17 protein-coding genes are annotated in these 17,845 nt (G+C 69.1%); 5 read left to right on the top strand and 12 right to left on the bottom strand.

Going from position 1 to position 17,845, the window contains the following annotated elements; translation table 11 throughout:
- Window positions 1-11: 11 nt before the first annotated feature.
- Complete coding sequence (locus IE290_RS03950) at window positions 12-980, bottom strand: PDR/VanB family oxidoreductase (RefSeq protein WP_191243101.1); 969 nt, start codon at window positions 978-980, stop codon at window positions 12-14.
- Between the two features lie 232 nt (window positions 981-1,212).
- On the opposite strand from IE290_RS03950, the gene IE290_RS03945 reads away from it, so the two are divergent.
- From IE290_RS03945 to IE290_RS03935, 3 genes are all read left to right on the top strand, one after another.
- On the top strand, window positions 1,213-3,531 hold the full coding sequence (locus IE290_RS03945) for a LuxR C-terminal-related transcriptional regulator (RefSeq protein WP_191243100.1): 2,319 nt from the start codon (window positions 1,213-1,215) through the stop codon (window positions 3,529-3,531).
- Window positions 3,532-3,713: 182 nt separating this feature from the next.
- Window positions 3,714-5,324: a sensor histidine kinase gene (locus IE290_RS03940; protein WP_191243099.1), complete on the top strand. Its 1,611-nt coding sequence runs from the start codon at window positions 3,714-3,716 to the stop codon at window positions 5,322-5,324.
- Entirely contained in the window at window positions 5,285-5,992 is a 708-nt protein-coding gene (locus IE290_RS03935; protein ID WP_191243098.1) for a response regulator, read from the top strand. Before IE290_RS03940 ends, IE290_RS03935 begins: the two co-directional genes overlap by 40 nt.
- Window positions 5,993-6,057: 65 nt before the next feature.
- Here IE290_RS03935 and IE290_RS03930 read toward each other — a convergent pair whose 3' ends face one another.
- The 11 genes from IE290_RS03930 to IE290_RS03880 all read right to left on the bottom strand — a co-directional run bounded on the left by IE290_RS03930 (window position 6,058) and on the right by IE290_RS03880 (window position 16,251).
- Complete coding sequence (locus IE290_RS03930) at window positions 6,058-7,413, bottom strand: MFS transporter (protein ID WP_191243097.1); 1,356 nt, start codon at window positions 7,411-7,413, stop codon at window positions 6,058-6,060.
- Between the two features lie 37 nt (window positions 7,414-7,450).
- Window positions 7,451-7,729 carry a muconolactone Delta-isomerase family protein gene (locus IE290_RS03925; protein WP_191243096.1) on the bottom strand — a complete coding sequence of 93 codons (279 nt, stop codon included), beginning with the start codon at window positions 7,727-7,729 and terminating at the stop codon, window positions 7,451-7,453.
- Between the two features lie 10 nt (window positions 7,730-7,739).
- Window positions 7,740-8,444: an alpha/beta fold hydrolase gene (locus IE290_RS03920; RefSeq protein ID WP_191243095.1), complete on the bottom strand. Its 705-nt coding sequence runs from the start codon at window positions 8,442-8,444 to the stop codon at window positions 7,740-7,742.
- Complete coding sequence (locus tag IE290_RS03915) at window positions 8,441-9,280, bottom strand: class III extradiol dioxygenase subunit beta (RefSeq protein ID WP_505606742.1); 840 nt, start codon at window positions 9,278-9,280, stop codon at window positions 8,441-8,443. Before IE290_RS03915 ends, IE290_RS03920 begins: the two co-directional genes overlap by 4 nt.
- A 1-nt stretch (window position 9,281) precedes the next feature.
- On the bottom strand, window positions 9,282-9,626 hold the full coding sequence (locus IE290_RS03910; protein WP_191243093.1) for a protocatechuate 3,4-dioxygenase: 345 nt from the start codon (window positions 9,624-9,626) through the stop codon (window positions 9,282-9,284).
- Window positions 9,623-10,471, bottom strand: coding sequence for a bifunctional 5,10-methylenetetrahydrofolate dehydrogenase/5,10-methenyltetrahydrofolate cyclohydrolase (locus IE290_RS03905; RefSeq protein ID WP_191243092.1), 849 nt, complete (start codon window positions 10,469-10,471; stop codon window positions 9,623-9,625). Before IE290_RS03905 ends, IE290_RS03910 begins: the two co-directional genes overlap by 4 nt.
- A gap of 10 nt (window positions 10,472-10,481) precedes the next feature.
- Window positions 10,482-11,354: a formyltetrahydrofolate deformylase gene (gene purU, locus IE290_RS03900; protein WP_191243091.1), complete on the bottom strand. Its 873-nt coding sequence runs from the start codon at window positions 11,352-11,354 to the stop codon at window positions 10,482-10,484.
- Window positions 11,351-12,232, bottom strand: coding sequence for a methylenetetrahydrofolate reductase (locus tag IE290_RS03895; RefSeq protein WP_373300413.1), 882 nt, complete (start codon window positions 12,230-12,232; stop codon window positions 11,351-11,353). Before IE290_RS03895 ends, purU begins: the two co-directional genes overlap by 4 nt.
- A gap of 36 nt (window positions 12,233-12,268) precedes the next feature.
- Complete coding sequence (locus tag IE290_RS03890; RefSeq protein WP_191243090.1) at window positions 12,269-13,624, bottom strand: aminomethyl transferase family protein; 1,356 nt, start codon at window positions 13,622-13,624, stop codon at window positions 12,269-12,271.
- 102 nt (window positions 13,625-13,726) lie between these two features.
- The gene (gene pabB / locus IE290_RS03885; RefSeq protein ID WP_229874130.1) at window positions 13,727-14,950 is read right to left on the bottom strand and encodes an aminodeoxychorismate synthase component I; all 1,224 of its coding nucleotides are present in this window, start codon (window positions 14,948-14,950) and stop codon (window positions 13,727-13,729) included.
- A 5-nt stretch (window positions 14,951-14,955) separates the two neighbouring features.
- On the bottom strand, window positions 14,956-16,251 hold the full coding sequence (locus IE290_RS03880) for a bifunctional folylpolyglutamate synthase/dihydrofolate synthase (protein ID WP_191243089.1): 1,296 nt from the start codon (window positions 16,249-16,251) through the stop codon (window positions 14,956-14,958).
- Between the two features lie 186 nt (window positions 16,252-16,437).
- Between IE290_RS03880 and IE290_RS03875 the strand changes: the two genes are divergently transcribed.
- Window positions 16,438-17,160 (top strand): PIG-L deacetylase family protein, encoded by a 723-nt coding sequence (locus tag IE290_RS03875; RefSeq protein ID WP_191243088.1) that lies wholly within the window; start codon window positions 16,438-16,440, stop codon window positions 17,158-17,160.
- Window positions 17,157-17,843, top strand: a complete 687-nt coding sequence (locus IE290_RS03870) for a 4-carboxy-4-hydroxy-2-oxoadipate aldolase/oxaloacetate decarboxylase (protein WP_191243087.1) — start codon at window positions 17,157-17,159, stop codon at window positions 17,841-17,843. Before IE290_RS03875 ends, IE290_RS03870 begins: the two co-directional genes overlap by 4 nt.
- The last annotated feature ends 2 nt before the right edge of the window (window positions 17,844-17,845 follow it).

Raw genomic sequence — 17,845 nt, 5'->3', positions numbered from 1 at the left:
CCCCGGACGGGTTACAGATCCAGCACCAGCCGGCCGCGCTTGGCCCGGGACACGCAGATCATCATGGTGTCCATGGCGGCGCGCTCGTCCTCGGTGAGCAGGGAGTCGCGGTGGTCGACCTCGCCGTCGAGGACGGCCGTCTCGCACGATCCGCAGATGCCTTCCTCGCAGGACTTGATGACGGAGATGCCCACGTTCTCGACGGCTTCGAGCACGGACAGTTCGGGGGGCACGGTGATGGTCATCCCGGAGGCGCGCAACTCGACCTCGATCGGCTGGTCGTCCACGTCACCGGACGGAGCGACGGCGGCGAACCGCTCGACCTGCAGCGAGCCCGCGGGCCATGCCTGGCAGCGGGCCTCCACCGCGTCGATCAGCCCGGTCGGGCCACAGCAGTAGACCAGTGTGGACTCGGCCGGAGACCCGAGGATCGCGTCCAGGTCGGGCAGGCCCCGTTCGTCCTGCGGGTACACCCGCACCCGGTCCCCGTGCGCCTCGAGCTCGTCCAGGAATGCCATGGTCGCCCGGGTGCGCCCGCCGTAGTGCAGGGTCCAGTCGGCACCAGCGGCCTGCACCCGCGTGATCATCGGGATCAGCGGGGTGATGCCGATCCCGCCGCCGATGAACACATACCGCGGCGCGTCGAGCAGGGGGAAGTTGTTGCGTGGTCCGCGAACACGGAGTTCACTGCCCTCCGCCAGTTCGTCGTGGATGTACCGCGAGCCGCCGCGGCTCTCCGGCTCACGAAGGATGCCGACACGCCAACTCTTGCGATTCTCGACCTGCCCGCACAGCGAGTACTGGCGGGTGAGCCCGTTCGGCAGCACGAGGTCGATGTGCGCTCCCGGCTCCCAGGCCGGCAGTTCCTCACCGGTGGGCAACCCCAGCTCGAGGGACACGACTCCCTCGGACTCCACCCGCCGGGTCAGTACGACGACCTGCCCGTCGAAAGGCGCTTCTGGCCGCGTCACTTCGATCATCTCCTCGCCACTGTCTGTGCCAGCGCCACCGGGACCAGATGGCGCGACGGTGGCGACCCTCTGTCGACGGTAAGGAGCGCGGGTGGCCCGGGATAAGCGCGCAATGACCGGACGTGCCCGGCAGGAGGCCGTAGAAGGGGATACGTCATTCGTCCCGAATGGGCGGCGAAGCACCCGCCACCGGGCTGCGGGACTCGAACATCGCGCCGCAGGATGTCAAGCTAGCACTCTCATGGACGAGCAGAGGGCATCGCGGCCCACCGGCAACCTGCCCAGCCTGGCGAGCAGCTTCGTGGGCAGGCAGCGGGAACTGGCCGAGGTCAAGCGGCGGATGGAGGCTTCCCGCCTGCTCACGCTGACCGGGCCCGGCGGCGTGGGCAAGACCCGCCTGTCCGTCCAGGCCGGAATACTCGCCCGGCGTGCGTTTCCCGACGGGGTGTGGCTGGTCGACCTGGCCGCGCTTGAGGACCCGGCGCGGCTCGCGGACGCCGTCGCCGCCGCGCTGGGCGTCAAGGAGCAGTCCACCCGGCTTGCCAAGGAGCAGCTCGCCGGCCACCTCGCCGACCGGCACCTGCTGATGATCCTCGACAACTGCGAGCACCTGGTCGTCGCGTGCGCCGGACTCGTCGACTGCCTGCTGCGCCGCGCTCCCGGGCTCCGGGTTCTGGCGACCAGCCGGCAACCACTGGGCATCCCGGGCGAGCAGATCCTGGTGGTCGATCCCCTGCCGGTGCCCGCCCCCGGCACGCTGCCGCCCACCGATCTGCTGGCCCGGTACGAGGCGGTGGCCCTGCTGGTCGACCGGGCATCCGCGGTACGGCCGGAGTTCGAGCTGACCGAGGCGAACAGCGGCGCGGTCGCTCGCCTGTGTGCCCGCCTCGACGGGCTTCCGCTTGCGATCGAGCTCGCCGCGACCCGGCTGCGGTCGTTGTCGGTGGAGCAGGTCGCCGACCGGCTGGACGACCGGTTCCATCTGCTGGCCCGCGGTAACCCGGCTGCCCTGTCCCGTCAGCAGACCCTGCGTGCGCTGATGGACTGGAGCTACGACTTGTGCACCGAACCGGAGCGCACCTTGTGGGCCCGGCTCTCGGTGTTCCCCGGCGAGTTCGATCTCGCCGCCGTGGAGGGCATCTGCTCGGGGTCGGGGATCGATGCGCCCGCCGTTCTCGACCTGCTCGACGACCTCGTCGCCAAGTCCGTCGTCGCGGCCCGGCCCGACAGTCCCCGAGCCCGCTACCGGCTGCTGGAGACGATCCGGCAGTACGGGCGGGAGCTGCTGGCACGCGACGGGCAGGAGCCCGCCCTCCGGCGACGGCACCGCGACTACTACCTCCGCCTCGCCCAGCACAGCTGCGACACGTGGTGCGGCCCTGGGCAGGCCGAGACCCTCACCCTCCTCCGCGTCGAGCGGGACAACCTCCTGGCGGCACTCGACTGGTCCCTGGCCGAGCCAGGGGAACCGACCGCCGCGCTGGCGCTGATGTCGGCGCTGCGCTACCACTGGACGCTCGGGGGGTTCCTTGCGACCGGGAGGCGGCTTTTCGACCAGGTCCTGGCGGCCTCACGCGAGCCGGCCCCGGTACGCGGGCACGCCCTGTGGGTCGCCGCCTGGATCGCGCTGCTCCAGGGCGACCGCGACGCGGCCGTGAAGTGGCTGGACGAGTGTTCGCAGATCGCGGAACGTCATGACGACGACCACTTGCGCGCCTACGTCCTGATCCTGTCGGGAACGGCTGCGCTGTTCGCCGGCGATCCCGGGGAGGCGGCCCGCCACTTCGAGCCCGGCCTCGACCTGATGCGGCAGCAGGGGGATACGCCGGCACTGCTGTGGGGTCTGTTCCAGTACAGCGTGGCTGTCTCGCATTGCGAGGACAGCGCCCGCGCGCAGGCCGCTTGCGCCGAGGCGATCCGCCTGGCCGAGGAGCGGGGCGAGACGTGGGCGCGTTCAGAGGCGATGTGGGCCTGTGGGTTCGACCAGTGGGTCGCGGGTGACAAGGGCGGTGCAGCCCCTGACCTGGTCCGCGAGGCGCTCACGCTGACCCCGAACGCGAACTACGTGAGCACGGTCCTGGGCATCGAGCTGCTCGCGTGGATAGCCGGTTCCCGGTCGAACCACGACACCGCAGCTCGTCTGCTGGGTGCCGCATCGGGCGTGTGGCAGTCCCTCGGGAGCACGATCGACGCATTCGGCCCGATCTTCTCGCGCTACTCCTCCAGGGCCCGCGAAGAGGCCATCGCCCACCTGGGTGATGCGCGCTTCCGCAGCATGTTCGAGGAGGGCAAGCGCGACCCGCGTGACGCGCTCGGCCTGCGCACGGAGGTCGCCGTGGCGGCCGGCGGCGCTGGAACGGACACACCGAAGCTGACGCGCCGGGAGCGCCAGGTCGCACGCCTGATCACCAAGGGCCTGACGAACAAAGCCATCGCCACCGAACTCGTGCTGTCGCCACGCACCGTGGAAGGGCATGTCGAGCGTGTGTTCGACAAAATAGGCGTGACCACGCGCGCACAGGTCGCGGTGTGGATGGCCCAGCATGACCCCGAGTCATGAGGGCACGGAGCCCCGACGGTCCGGCCGATGCCGGTCTACGTCAGATGACGTAGATCCGGTCCGATCCCGGCGGATGTCGCACACCGAGCGTGCTTTCGGACCACCGGACGTGCATCCTGAGGTCACACCGTTCCGAGCGCTGTTCGATGCTCACATCACAGCCGACGCTGAGGAGGTCTGCCATGTCCGGCGACTTCGACACCGGCGAGTTTTGGGCCGCAATGGCCCTCGACGCGCCGGACGGCCTCGCCGTGGTCGACAGCGCGGGTCGCTTCGTCAGCGTCAACAAGGCCGGCTCTCGCCTGTGCGGCGAGCCCGGGGAGGACCTCGCCGGGACCACCGCACCGTTCCCGCTGGCCCAGACCGTGGCCGCCGAGCCGGCCGGCCTGTTCGACGACGTCTCCCGGGAGCAGGTGACCACCTGGACGCAGCCCTCCGGCACGCGCCGCGAGTTCGCCTACCGGGTCCAGCGCACGACCAGCGATCCCGCCTGGACTGTGGTGGCCTTCCGGGACGTCACCGAGGAGCGGCACCGCCAGCGCCGGGTCGCCGCCGTCGCCCGGACCGCCGCCAACCTCGCGTCGCAGGGCTCGCTGCCGGCCACGCTGGACGCGCTCGCCCGTGAGGTGCTCCAAACGGACGCACTGGCGGGCGTGCAAATCCTCACCGTCGACGACAGCGGACGCGGCCTGCGGATCATGGGGTCGGCCGGATTCCGGCACTGGCCCGACTTCTTCGACCGGCTGATCGAATGCCGGGAGCGCGGCGCGGCGCTCAAGATGCTCGATGCACTGCAGGAGAGCGAACCGGTGGTGGTCGCCCACCGCTGGGACACGATCCGGTCCGATCCGGCGTGGGAACCACTGCACGAATACCTGAGCGAGCTGCGCTGGGACTCCTTCGCGAGCGTGCCCCTGATCATCCGCGGACGCGCGGCGGGAGTGCTCAACGCGTTCTTCGCGCCCGGGCAGGTCATCGGAGAACGGACGCTGGAATTCCTGGCGGCGATGGCCGAGCAGGCTTCGATCGCGGTGGACTACGCCGCGCTCATGCAACGCGAGCGGGACGTCGTACGCCGGCAGGAACGGCAACGGCTGGCCCGCGATCTGCACGACTCGATCGTGCAGCAGGTTTTCTCCATCTCCATGCAGGCCAAGTCCATGGAGGTGCTGGCGCAACGCGGGAAACCGCTGCCCCCCGAATCCGTGCGGCGCATCGCCGACGAGGTCGGGCTGCTGTCGCAGACCGTCCTGACCGACCTGAGGGCGATGGTGCACGAGCTGCGGCCCGCCTCGACCACCGAACTCGGTGGCCTGGAGGAGGCGGTCCGCGCGCTGGTGGACAGCACCACGAACCGGACGGGCCTGCGCTTCAGCCTCGTCCTCGGACAGGGCCTCGACGCGCTCCACGGCGACCTCGCCGAGGACGTCTACCGGATTGTGGCCGAAGCGATCCACAACGTGGTCAAACACGCGGAGGCGGGCAAGGTCGTCATCCGGCTGGCCGTCCGCGACGACGAGTTGCGCGGCAGCGTCGCCGACGACGGCCGGGGCGTGACGAAGGCCCGGGAGGACTCCCCCGGGCCGGACTCCGGGTACGGACTCAAAACGATGCAGGAAAGGGCACAACGATGGGGTGGAACAGTCACGGTGAAGCCACGCAGGAACTCCGGCACCATCGTCCGGCTCGTGGTGCCGCTCGCGGTGGGCGTCCCGTTGGCCGGCCGTGGAGCACCGGTGGAGATCACTCCGGAATGGACGCACCCGGCCGGGAAGCAGGGCCGGGCATCGTGACCGAGCACAAGACCAGGCGGGTACGGGTGCTGATCGTCGACGACCACGCCGTCGTTCGCCGGGGCATCCGCGCCTACCTCGAGGTGCTGGACGACATGGAGGTCGTCGCGGAGGCCGGCGACGGGCAGGACGCCCTGGACAAGCTGGAGACGATGGCGGCGCACCGGGAATTGCCCGACGTCGTCCTGCTCGACCTGCTCATGCCGAAGGTGGACGGTTCCGCGGCCACCGCGAAGATCACGAAGACCTACCCCGGTGTCCGGGTCGTGGTGCTCACCAGTTTCGGTGAGATGGAGCGCGTGCACGCCGCGCTGGCCAACGGCGCGTCCGGGTACCTGCTCAAGAGCGCGGGACCGGCCGAGGTGGCGGCCGCCATCCAGGCCGCGGCACGCGACGACGTGTTCCTCGACCCGGCGGTGGCGCGCCGGCTGACGCAAGAGATGGTCTCCCCGCCCACCGGGCTGAGCGCTCTGACCGAACGGGAGCGAGCGGTGCTCGCGCTCGTCGCGACGGGCAAGTCGAACAAGGCGATCGCCGACGAGCTGGTGATCAGCGAGCGGACCGCCCGCACACACGTCAGCAACGTGTTGCGCAAGCTCCAGCTGACCTCCCGGACCCAGGCGGCCCTGGTCGCCGTGCGCGAAGGCCTGGTTCCTCCCCAGACCTGAACGGGAGCTGAAAGCGGAGGAGCCGGCCGCCACGAGGACGGCCGGCTCCGGATGAGGACGCGGCGCTAGTCGGAAAGGGGTTGCGCCGCGGCCTGATCCACCGGCGGGAGCTCGCCGGAGCGGGGTGGCACCGGTTCACCGGGCCGGAGAATGCGGCGTCCCGCGGGGAGGATGGCCAGGAGGCTGATCAGTGAGGCCACCACGATCAGACCGGACACCGCGAGGCTGCTGCCGAACTCGGCGAACAACGCAGTGGCCAGGAGTGGTGTGATGCCGCCGCCGAGGATCGAGCCGACGGTGTAGCACAACGACGCGCCGCTGTAGCGCAGCCGGATCGGGAACATCTCGGTGATCAGCGCGGGCTGCGGACCCGCCATGATGGCGTTGGCCGCGGTGATGACCACCAGCGCGACGACGATCAGGGCTACCACACCGGTGTCGACCAGGAGGAACATCGGGAACGCCCACAGCACCGCGAGGACGGCCCCCGCGACGAACGTCGCCTTGCGGCCCACCCGGTCCCCGGCCATCCCGGCGCCGAGCATCATCACGATCCACAGGGCACTCACCGCGACGATGATCCACAGCATCGTGGCGGTCGGCAGCTTCAACGTGGTGGTGCCGTAGGAGACCATGTAGACCGACACGAGGTAGCCGAGTGCCGGTGCGGCGATCGAGGCGAGGCTGCCGATCAGCAGCTGCAGCGGTGAGCGCCGGAACACCTCGACGATCGGGAGCTTTTCGACCTGACCGGCCTCGCGGATCCGCTCGAAGTCGGCGCTCTCCTCGATCCGGAGCCGGATGATCAGGCCCACGATGATCAGCGCGGCGCTGACGAGGAAGGCGATCCGCCAGCCCCACGCCGCGAACGCGCCGGTGGGCAGGATTCCGGTGAGCACCAGGAACACAAGCTGTGACAGCAGGATCCCGGACGGCAGGCCGAGCTGCGGGAAGCAGCCGTAGAGTGACTTCCGCTTCGGTGGCGCGTTCTCGACCGCCATCAACACGGCGCCGGCCCACTCACCGCCGACACCGGCGCCCTGGGCGAGCCGCAGGACGACGAGCAGGATCGGCGCCCAGATCCCGATCGTCTCGTAGGTCGGGATCAGCCCGATCAGTGTCGTGGCGATGCCCATGGTGAGCAGCGAGACCACAAGCATGGACTTGCGCCCCACGCGATCACCGAAGTGACCCATCACCACACCACCGATGGGGCGGGCGATGAACCCGACGGCGAACGTGCCGAGCGCGGCCAGCGTTCCGCCGAGTTCGGAGAAAGCGGGGAAGAACTGCGTGCGGAACACCAAGGTCGCCGCGACGCCGTAGATGAAGAAGTCGTACCACTCGATGGTGGTGCCGATGTAGCTGGCGAGCGCGACCGTCCTGGCCTTGTGCGCGGGTGGGGTACCGGGGAGGGACATGCTTCGAGCTCCTCGTTGAGCGGTGAACCGGATGGGATCAGGAACGTTCCTGCGGGTGTGTGGCGAGCGGTTCGACGGTGACGTCCATCCACTTCCACATGGGCAGCGAGGTCAGGGCGTCGTGCAGCGCGGCGGGGTCGTCGGCCTCGTAGAGCCCGACGGTGGCGTTGCGGCCGGGGACCCGCCACAGCCGCTTGAGGATGCCCGCCTCGCGCAGCTGCATCGCGCGTTCCCGCTCCCCCTTGCGCAACTGCTCACGCACGTCGTCCGGCGTGTCGTTCGGCAGCAGGTTTTCGGTGCGCACCAGGAATTCCACGGCGTCCTCCTCAGCCGGCGACGGCCAGCAACAACTCGGCCAGTTCCTTTGGTGCGGTGACCATGGCCTCGTGCCCGGTGGGGATGGTGTGCACTGGCCAGCCGCGGGCGGCGGCGCGTTCGGCGTGGGTCCGGAACACCCGCATCCAGTCCGTGCACTCGATGAACGCGGCCGGCACCTCGTCGACGGCTCCGGTCAGCCGGAGCGGTTCGGTATAGGTGAGCCAGGGGTGCGGGGTGAGCCGGGCGCTCAGCCAGTCCACGTCGGACTGCTCGGTGACGCCGAGGACCTGCAGTGAGCGCACCGGGATCAGCCAGCCGAAGCCCGGTCCGGCCACCGACTCCCGGTAGTGCCCGGCGATTTTCTCGGGCTGGAGGTCGATGGCGGCGTCGCCGTCGTCGCCGACGAAGGCGTCCAGGTAGATCCGTCGCGCGATCTGCTCGGGGACGCGGTCGGCGACGCCGGTGACGACCTGGCCGGCGTAGCTGTGCCCGACCAGCACGACGTCGCGGGCGTCGTGCGCCTCGATCAGGGCCGCGACGTCCTGGATGTGGGTGCTCAGCCCGACAGCGGGGTGCAGGGTGTGGGCCCGGTCGGACAGGCCGGTGAGCGTCGGCGCGTGCACCTCGTGCCCCGCGTCGCGCAGCAGCGGTGCCACGCGCTGCCACACCCACCCGCCGTGCCAGGCCCCGTGCAGGAGGACAAAGGTGCTCATGCGCCCAACTCCTCGAACAGGGCCAGCGCGGCGGCGGTGTTGGACGCCGGCACGTGGTAGGTGTCGTGCACTCGCCGAATGTTGTCGCTCAGCGCGCCGCGCATCACCAGCCACATGATCAGCTCGATGCCCTCGGTGCCGGCCTCGCGGATGTAGTCCTCCCGGGTCAGCGCGGCCAGCTTCTCCGGCTCGGTCTCGATGGCCTGCAGGAACATGCGGTCGAACTCTTCGTTGATCAATCCCGCCCGCGCACCGGCGAGCTGGTGGGACATCCCGCCGGTGCCGAACACGGCCACCTTCGCCTCGTGCGGGAACGAGCGGATCGCGCGTCCGAGGGCCTGCCCGAGGGCGTAGCACCGCGCGGCGGTGGGCTGCGGGTACTGGATCACGTTCACCAGCACCGGCACCACGGCACATGGCCAGGCGTCACCGGGCTCGGGGCAGTACACCGACAGCGGCACGGTCAGCCCGTGGTCCACGTCGAGCTGGTGGAAGGTGGCGATGTCGAACGAGTCGTCCACCAGTTCGCGGACCAGGTGCTCGCTCAGCGCCGGTGCGCCCTGGACCACGGGCACCGGGCGCGGGCCCCAGCCCTCGTCGGCCACCTGGTAGGACTCGGCGGTGCCGATGCCGAAGGTGGGCACCAGGTCCAGGTCGACCGCGTTGGCGTGGTCGTTGTACACCACGATCGCCACGTCCGGCGTGTGCTCGGCCATCCACTCCCGGGCCGGGGCGTAGCCGTCGAACAACGGCTTCCAGTACTCGTCGCCGGTCTTGCCGTTGTCCATGGCCGCCCCGATCGAGGGCACGTGCGAGGTCGCCAGACCCCAGATCACCTCAGCCAAACTTCCGCCCTCCCGAACGCAGCTCCGCCGCGAACTCCTCCGCGGTCATTCCGGTGAACACGCCACCGAGGTACTGCATCGACTTCTGATCCATCATCGCGAGCTTGAACGTGTAGAAAATGGACGCTCCCAAGTCGAGCATCGCGATCCAGTCGCGCTCGAGGATCGCCTTCTTCTGCTCCGGGGTCAGCCCGTACTCGTCGCAGTAGGCGGCTTCGTCCGCGCTGAACCGTGCCCGGTTCTCGGCGTGCTTGAACGACCCGCACATTCGGTTCAGAGCGTAACCCCGGCGGCTTGCGGGCAGATCGAGGACGTAATCGTCCTGCGCCTTGGTCATGCCTTCTCCCGTTCGTGCTCGTATGCGGCCCGGATGGTCTGCGCGATCAAGGTCGCGATCGTCATCGGTCCCACACCGCCCGGAACCGGGGTGATCCAGGACGCGCGTTCCGCCGCGGCGTCGTACTCGACGTCGCCGCTGTTGTCGGCGTACCCCGCGTCGACGACCACGGCGCCCGGCTTGATCCAGTCACCGCGGATCAGCTCCGGCCTGCCGACGGCGGCGACGACGACATCGGCCTGGGCGATGTGGTCGGCCAGCGCGACGGTGCGGGAGTGGCAGTAGGTCACCGTGGCGTCGCGCGCCAGCAGCAGCATCCCGACCGGCTTACCCAGGATCGGGCTGCGACCGACGACCACCGCGTGCTTGCCGGCCAGCGGGATGTCGTAGGCGTCGAGCAGCGCCATGATGCCGCCGGGGGTGGCCGAGTGGAAGCCCCCTTCGTCGAACGCCATCGTGGCGAACGAGGTCCGGGTCACGCCGTCGACGTCCTTGGACGGCGCGATGGCCTCGAACGCCGCGCGTTCGTCGATGTGCTCCGGCACCGGGTGCTGCAACAGGATGCCGTCGACCTCGGGATCGGCGGAAAGCTGCCGGATCTGGGCGACCAGCGTCTCGGTGCTGATGGTCGCGTCGAGTTCGATGCGCCGTGACTGCATGCCGACCTTGGCGCACCGATTGGCCTTCATGCGGACGTAGGTGTGCGAGGCGGGGTCGTCCCCGACGAGCACGGTCGCGAGCACCGGAACCCGGCCGTGCTCGCGGACGAACTCGTCGACCTCCTTGGTTACGCGGTCCAGGATCGTCGCCGAGATGGCGCGCCCGTCGAGAATCTTCGCGGTCACTGGCACTCCCCTAGAAGACGACGGTGGTGTTGCCGTCGCGGATGACCCGGTCGTCGCAGTGCCACGACACCGCACGGGACAGCACGAGCCGCTCCACGTCGGCACCCTTGCGCTGCAGGTCCCGCGTCGACTCCCGGTGGGACACGCGGATGACGTCCTGCTCGATGATCGGCCCCTCGTCGAGGTCCTCGGTCACGTAGTGCGCGGTCGCGCCGACGAGCTTCACCCCCCGTTCCTTGGCCCGCTGGTACGGGCCGGCCCCCATGAACGCGGGCAGGAACGAGTGGTGGATGTTGATCACCGGCACGCCGACCTCGTCGAGGAACTCGCCGGAGATGATCTGCATGTACCGGGCGAGCACGACGAGGTCGACGTTGCCCTTGAGCAGGTTGAGGTGTTCCTTCTCGGCGGCAGCCTTGTCGTCCTTCTCGACCGGGACGTGGAAGAAGGGGATGCCGAACTGGCGCACGTCGTCGCCCAGGTCCGGGTGGTTGGAGATCACCATCGGGATGGTCATGTGCAGCTCGCCGCGGCGCTGCCGCCACAGCAGGTCGAGCATGCAGTGGTCGGTCTTGGACACCATGATGGCGACTCGTTTGCGGCGCTTGGCCTCGACCAGCCGGTAGGTCAGCCCGAGGTCGTCGACCAGCTTCGCCTCGAGCGCCTGGTTCAGCTCGTCGAGCTTGCCCGACAGGTCGGGCAGGTGGAACACGGTGCGCTGGAAGAAGCGACCGCCGGCGGGGTCGCTGGTGGACTGGTCGAGTGCGACGACGTTCGCGCCGTGCTCGGCGAGCACGGAAGACACGCGCGACACGATGCCGGGCTGGTCGGCGCCCTGAACGATGAGACGCCCGTAGTCCTCGGCGAAGATGCTCCCGGTCATGACCGTGCCTCCTCTTCGGCGAACGAGTTCAGCAGTTCCTGCCGCCAGATCTCGGTCTTGCGGAGTTCGTTGAACGTGAAGATGTGCAGGCCGCCGATGTTGTTCGCTGTCCGGGGCGCCTCGGCGCCGAGCCGCTTCACCAGCTTGGTCGGGTTGTACCCGCCGGGCAGCAGGAACCGCCAGAACAGGCTCTGCTGCTTCTGGAGGAAGCGAGCCGACTGCCCCAGGCCGATTCCGGCGGAAATCCGCATCAGCTTCTGCCGGTTCACCGGGCCCGGCATGCCGACGAAGATCGGCAGGTCGATCCCCGAAGCCGCCACGGCGGCCGCCCAGCGGCTCGTGGTGCCTGCGTCGAAGCAGATCTGGGTGAGGATCCGGGTCGCCATCGGCGCCTTCTGCTTGAGCGCGAGATCGATCGCGTCCTGCGGGATCGACCCGTGGCCCTCCGGATACCCACCGATGCCCACCTGCTGGAAGGGGTGTCCTGCCGCTTCCATCGAGCGCAGCAATGAGAACGCGTCGACGAACTTTCCAGCCGGCTCCGGTGCGTCTCCGCCGACCACGAACACCGACTTGACCCCCGCGTCACTGAGCCGCGCGACGACGTCGGCGACGTGCTGGTCGTCGGTGAACTGACGGGCCGGCAGGTGCGGTGAGACCCGGTACCCGTGTCCGAGGAGCTTCTCCGTCAGGTTCAGGGTGTGGTCGATGCCCTTGGCCTCGGTCACGGTGACCGTGAGCGGAATCGTAACCGGGACGTGCTCAACGACGTCGCGCTCGGTGTTCTTGAACGGCATCACCTCGTAGCTCATGTTGCGCACGAGGTCGGCGGCATGGGAGCGCCGGCGTCGGCCGGCGGTCTCCGGGCGGATGTTCACCATGGTTCCTCGATCCGGAGTGCGGGACAGGCGGGGTCAGGACTTGCGGTAGGAGTCGCGGACTTCCTGGACGTAGGGCGCGGGCGCGACTGTGGCGCGGATCTCCACCTGGCGGTGCCGCTCGACGGCGGGCTTGGCGGAGTTGGGCTCCTCGCCCCACAGCACGGTCACCTCGGTGCCGGGCGTGGCGAACTCGCTGTCCACGGTGGCCAGGGACACGAAGTCCTGCTCGTTGACGATGTAGCCGAGGTCCAGCGACAGCCCGATCGGCTTGCCATCGTGCAGGACCTTGTCCACCTGGAAGAACGCGTAGCGGGCCTTCGGCATTTCGAGGTATTTGGCCGGGACGCCGGGCTCGTACAGCGACCGCACCGCCGCGGCGACGTCCTCGGGGTTCCACACCAGGGTGACCTTCGTCCGCGCCGGGTTGCCCGCGATGCGCTCCAGCGCCTCCCGGCCGTGGAAGTCGTGGTCGAACTTGACCGTGCGGCCGTAGCCGATGTCGTAGGGGGTGACGTAGTAGTCGGTGATGTCGGCGGAGTCCATGCTGCCGCCAAGGGAGCCGAGCGAGGTGGCGCCGAGCCACTCCCGGTAGCCGCGCATCTCCGGGCCGAAGATCGCGGGGACCGCGGTCGGGATCCAGCCGGACTCCAGGTTCGCCGTCGAGTAGGCCTTCGCACCGGCCCGCACCAGGTCGAATTCCTTGCCCGCTTCGAGGATGGCCGCCAGGACGTCCTCGCCCTCCGACCACGGTCCGAAGAGTTCGAAGCCGGGCTGTCCGGCCATGCCGTGGCGGAGCGCGCGGACGCGGTGGCCGGCGATTGTGAAGTCGGCCATGTTGAAGAACTTCACGTCCGGCAGCGGCTCGCCGGTCAGCTTCTCCATCAACGGTTTCGCCGTCGGGCCCTGCAGCTCGTAGCGGTAGATCTTCGGCGGGCCGGCGGGACGGTCGTAGGAGTTCTCGTCGCGCTCGATCGTGACGTCGTAGTCACCGGTCTCGGCGTTGTACTGCAGCCAGTTGATGACCGTCGGGTGCCCCACGACGTCGAACAGCTCCTCCTCCAGGTGGAACAGGATCGCGTCGCCGATGAAGTAGCCGTCGGCGTTGACTGCGACGTACTGCTTCGCCTTGCCCGGGGTGAAGTTCTTGAAGGTGTTGACACCGAAGTCACTGAGCAGACGCAGCGCGTCGGTGCCGCTGAGGTAGAGGTCGGTCATGTGGTGCGACTGGTCCAGCAGCGCGCACGAGGTGCGCCATGCCTGCTGCTCCGAGCGCCAGTTCGTGAACTCGGGCGCAACGGGGAACGTGATGGGACGGACGTGCGAGTTGCGCAGCAGCTCGACCGGGGACCCGACGCGCTGGATCGCGGCCTCAAGACTTTCAACACCCATGACGTGGTTACCTCCTGCGGCCGGACCCGTGGTCCAAGCCTCGATGCTCGAAGTGGCGGGCGTCGGCGACCCTGCCTGCTGTCCAGTCAAGCCGAGCGACCATCACGTTTCGTCCGGCATCGAGGCAGACTTGACCGCGACAAATGACCGAGCCTGACGGGCGGCTTGCCGTACCTGCCGGAACTGCTCGAACTCCCGGTGCGCCGTCAGCACCGCGGCCTTAGCCCGCAGCTCCTCGTATTCGGCATCGGGCCGGGAATCCCAGGTGATGCCACCTCCCGTGCCGTACGTGGCGATCCCCCGGTCACGATCGGCGACCAGTGTCCGGATCGCGACGTTGAACCGACTCCGGACCGGAACGTCGCGCGGTGCGACCACACCGATCGCGCCACAGTAGACACCCCGGGGCGAGGGTTCGAGATCCTTGATGATCCGCATGGTCCGCGGTTTGGGCGCGCCGGTCACCGACCCACACGGGAACAGCGCGCGGAACACGTTGGTGAGGCTGACGTCGGGCCTCAGCCGCGCGGTCACGTCGGAGGTCAGCTGGTGCACCGTTTCGTACATCTCGGGGCGGCACAACGCGGTGACCGAAACTCCGCCGGTGACCGCGAGCTGCGCGACGTCGTTGCGGACAAGATCGACGATCATGACGTTCTCCGCGCGTTCCTTTTCGCTCGCTCGAAGGCGCGCGACGATCTCGCGGTCCTCGGCGTCCGTCCGCCCGCGCTTGGCCGTTCCCTTCATCGGCCGCATCAGGAGCTGGTCACCACGGATCTCGAAAAAGAGCTCGGGACTGGCACTCGCGATCACGAACCGGCCGGTGTCCAGGTACGCGTTGTACGCGCCTCCCTGCGCGAGCGCGAGGTCCGAGTACAGGTGCGGCAGGTCTCCGCCCACTTCGGCCCTCAGGCGGGTGGTGAGGTTGCACTGGTAGGTCTCGCCTGCCGCGATCTGCGCCCGCACCGCCTCGACCTTCTCCCGGTGCCGGCTCGCATCCCATTCGTAGCGCCACTCCCCCACCCGGTACGCGCGGTGCAGCGGCGGATGAACGGGAGGGACTCCCTCCGGTGCGGCGGCGACTCCGAACCACGCCAGGGGCAACCCATCCGCGGGTTCGTGCACGGGCAACGAGGGATCCAGACCCGCAGCTGCTTCGTATGCGACGAAGCCGAAGGCCCACAGTCCTTTCCGCGTGGCGTGTTCGACCTCGGCGAGCACTTCCGTCACCTCGGCGGGGCGGGTGGCCACGAGGTCGTAGGCGATCTCGGGAAACCGGCAGGACACGCCAGTGCGGAGATCGTCGAACCGCGCCCAGGCGGACAACGTCCTCATGACATCAGCTCCCCTGCGTCGGCGACGGCGAAGAACGATCCGGTGACGACCACGGGGGTGTCCGGTGCGGACAGGCCGACCGCGCACCGCACGGCGGCGCGCATTCGCGGCTTTACGTGGACGGATTCGATGCCGCACTGGCGCGCGGCGGCAGCGATTTCCGAGGCGGTGACGACAGGTCCTCGTGCGGAGTTCACACCCACGGTGTCGAACTGGGTCGCCACCACAGCGGACGCGCAGGGTGCGATCACCCTCAGCGCTTCCGCGATGTCCTTATCGGGCTTCGCAGTCAGAACCCACACCGGTTTCCGCCCCGGCCATTCGCTTCGCAGCGCCGCCACCAAGGCTGCCAGCTTCACGGGATTGTGCGCGCCGTCGAGAACAACGGGGCGGCCGCTCCAGCAGCGCCGCTCGAAACGCCCCGGCAGCCGCACGCGCCGCAGTCCATCAGCCACGTGGCCGGGGTCCAACGCCCAGCCATCGCGCCGAGCCAGGTGCTGGACAGCCCGCACAGCCAAACCGGCATTGACCCTCTGATGTGGACCGCCGAGTCCGGGGACGACACCGGCCGGAAGCTCGGCGAGGGCGTCCTGTTCCGACACGAGGTTCAACGAGCAACGGCGACGCGCTGCTTCGCCGGCGAAAACGGCATCTGCGGCAGCACCGCGTACAGCCACCGCCATCCCGCCCTGCGCCATGATCCCTGCCTTCTGAGCGGCGATCTCCGGCACGGTTTCACCCAGAACGGCGGTGTGATCGAGACCCACGGCCGTGAGCACCGCCAGCTTGTCCCTGCGCGTCACCGTGTTCGTGGCGTCGTGCAGACCACCGATCCCGGTTTCCACGACCGCGTAGTCCACGTTCTGCTGCCGGAAGAGCTGGAACGCGACGGCGGTAGCGGCCTCGAACATCGTGACCTGCCCCGTTGGCTCTCCGCTGACGTCACGTTCGTACTCGCGAACCGCGCGCACCGCTGGAGTGACCGCCGCGGCGTCAGCCGGGCGGCCGTCGAGCTGGAAACGCTCGAGTACCGAATGGACGTGCGGCGACAGGAAGGTTCCCACGCGGAACCCGTGCGCGTGCAGGATCGCCGAGACGAATGCGGCGACCGACCCCTTGCCTGCGGTGCCAGCGATGTGCACGACGCGAAGAGTGTCCTGAGGGTTGCCCAGCCGGGCGAGCAGACGTGCCGCCCTCAGCCTCCCGGTTCCCGCGGTCATCGCGTTCCTGGCCACGGGAGGAAGTTCCGACAGAAGGTACTGTTCCACCTCGTCGACCGTCGCGGTTCTCATCCGAATCACGCTAGAACCCGCTTCGAACAGCCAAAACGGACCGATGTCGGCCGTCGCGACGTCAATCCGCCAGGAGCGGCGAGTCAAATGACGTAGGACAGACCGGCCTACGGGACCTCACGACGACCCGCACACGCCTCCTAGTGTCCACGGTGAGAGTCAATGACGATCCGAGGAGATACCGCAATGAGTTCGTTACTGGTGGTCAGTGCGCACGCGGGAGATTTCGTCTGGCGCGCGGCGGGTGCGATCGCCCTGGCCACCAGCCGGGGTCAGCGGGCCAAGGTGCTGTGCCTGAGCTTCGGCGAGCGCGGCGAGTCCGCGAAGGCCTGGCGCGAAGGCAAAACGCTGGACGAGATCAAGAAGATCCGCCGTGGAGAAGCCGAAAACGCCGCCGGTGTGCTGGGCGCGGAGATCGAGTTCCTCGACGCCGGCGACTACCCGCTGCAGGAAACCCCCGAGCTGGTCGACCGCATGGTGCGCGTCTACCGGGAGGTCAACCCGTCGGTGGTGCTGACCCATCCGCTGGCCGACCCCTACAACGGCGACCACCCCGCGGCCGCCCGGATGGCGTTGCAGGCGCGGGTGCTGGCGCAGGCCATCGGCTACGACGCCCCCGGTGAGCCGCTGGGCGCGCCGCCGGTGTTCTTCTTCGAGCCGCACCAGCCCGAGCAGTGCGACTTCAAACCGAACGTGCTGCTGGACATCACCGAGGTGTTCGACACCAAGCGCAAGGCGATGGAGTGCCTTCCCGCCCAGCAGCACATGTGGGACTACTACACCGATCTCGCCAAACGCCGCGGCGTGCAGCTCAAGCGCAACGCCGGGCCGAACCTCGGCCTGCCGCACAACACCATGGGCGAGGCCTACATGCGCCTCTACCCGCAGGTCACCGGGGAACTCGCATGAGGACGGTCATCGTCACCGACCCACCCCGCGCCTCAACTGAACAGGTCGACAAACTCGCCGAGTACGGCGTTGCCACCGTGCATGAAGCGCTGGGGCGCACCGGTTTGCTCGGCCCGGAGCTGCGGCCGATCCAGGACGGCGCCCGGGTCGGCGGCACCGCCGTCACGGTGTTGTGCTGGCCAGGCGACAACCTGATGATCCACGCCGCTGTCGAACAGTGCCGGCCCGGCGACCTCCTCGTCGTCACCACGACCTCTACGTGCCACGACGGCCTGTTCGGCGAGCTGTTCGCCACCGCGCTGGCCTACCGGGGCGTGCGCGGGCTGGTCACCACCACCGGCGTCCGCGACGTGGCCGACCTGCGCGCCATGGACTTCCCGGTGTGGTCTGCCGCCGTGTCCGCGCAGGGCACCGTCAAGGCCACCGCGGGTGCGGTCAACGTGCCCGTCGTCGTCGGCGGACAGCTGATCCACCCCGGCGACGCGATCCTCGCCGACGACGACGGCGCCATGGTCGTCCCCCGCGAGGACATCGACGAGGCGCGGGTCAAGTCACAGGCCCGTACTGAGAAGGAAGAGGCGGCCCGTCGCGCGTTTCGCGAAGGCGAACTTGGCCTGGACCGCTACGGCCTCCGCGAAAAGCTGAAGGAACTCGGCGTCACCTACGTCGCCGCCGATCACTAGCA

This window comes from Amycolatopsis deserti (assembly GCF_014653945.1).
Classification (GTDB): Bacteria; Actinomycetota; Actinomycetes; order Mycobacteriales; family Pseudonocardiaceae; genus Amycolatopsis_E; species Amycolatopsis_E deserti.
Note: the sequence above shows the minus strand (reverse complement) of the source record. Positions and strands in the feature narration are given on the sequence as shown.

Coding starts and splice junctions, on each gene's coding strand:
- IE290_RS03950 (WP_191243101.1), bottom strand. CDS start 980: ATGATCGAAGTGACGCGGCCAGAAGCGCCTTTCGACGGGCAGGTCGTC.
- IE290_RS03945 (WP_191243100.1), top strand. CDS start 1,213: ATGGACGAGCAGAGGGCATCGCGGCCCACCGGCAACCTGCCCAGCCTG.
- IE290_RS03940 (WP_191243099.1), top strand. CDS start 3,714: ATGTCCGGCGACTTCGACACCGGCGAGTTTTGGGCCGCAATGGCCCTC.
- IE290_RS03935 (WP_191243098.1), top strand. CDS start 5,285: ATGGACGCACCCGGCCGGGAAGCAGGGCCGGGCATCGTGACCGAGCAC.
- IE290_RS03930 (WP_191243097.1), bottom strand. CDS start 7,413: ATGTCCCTCCCCGGTACCCCACCCGCGCACAAGGCCAGGACGGTCGCG.
- IE290_RS03920 (WP_191243095.1), bottom strand. CDS start 8,444: ATGAGCACCTTTGTCCTCCTGCACGGGGCCTGGCACGGCGGGTGGGTG.
- IE290_RS03910 (WP_191243093.1), bottom strand. CDS start 9,626: ATGACCAAGGCGCAGGACGATTACGTCCTCGATCTGCCCGCAAGCCGC.
- purU (WP_191243091.1), bottom strand. CDS start 11,354: ATGACCGGGAGCATCTTCGCCGAGGACTACGGGCGTCTCATCGTTCAG.
- IE290_RS03890 (WP_191243090.1), bottom strand. CDS start 13,624: ATGGGTGTTGAAAGTCTTGAGGCCGCGATCCAGCGCGTCGGGTCCCCG.
- IE290_RS03880 (WP_191243089.1), bottom strand. CDS start 16,251: ATGAGAACCGCGACGGTCGACGAGGTGGAACAGTACCTTCTGTCGGAA.
- IE290_RS03875 (WP_191243088.1), top strand. CDS start 16,438: ATGAGTTCGTTACTGGTGGTCAGTGCGCACGCGGGAGATTTCGTCTGG.
- IE290_RS03870 (WP_191243087.1), top strand. CDS start 17,157: ATGAGGACGGTCATCGTCACCGACCCACCCCGCGCCTCAACTGAACAG.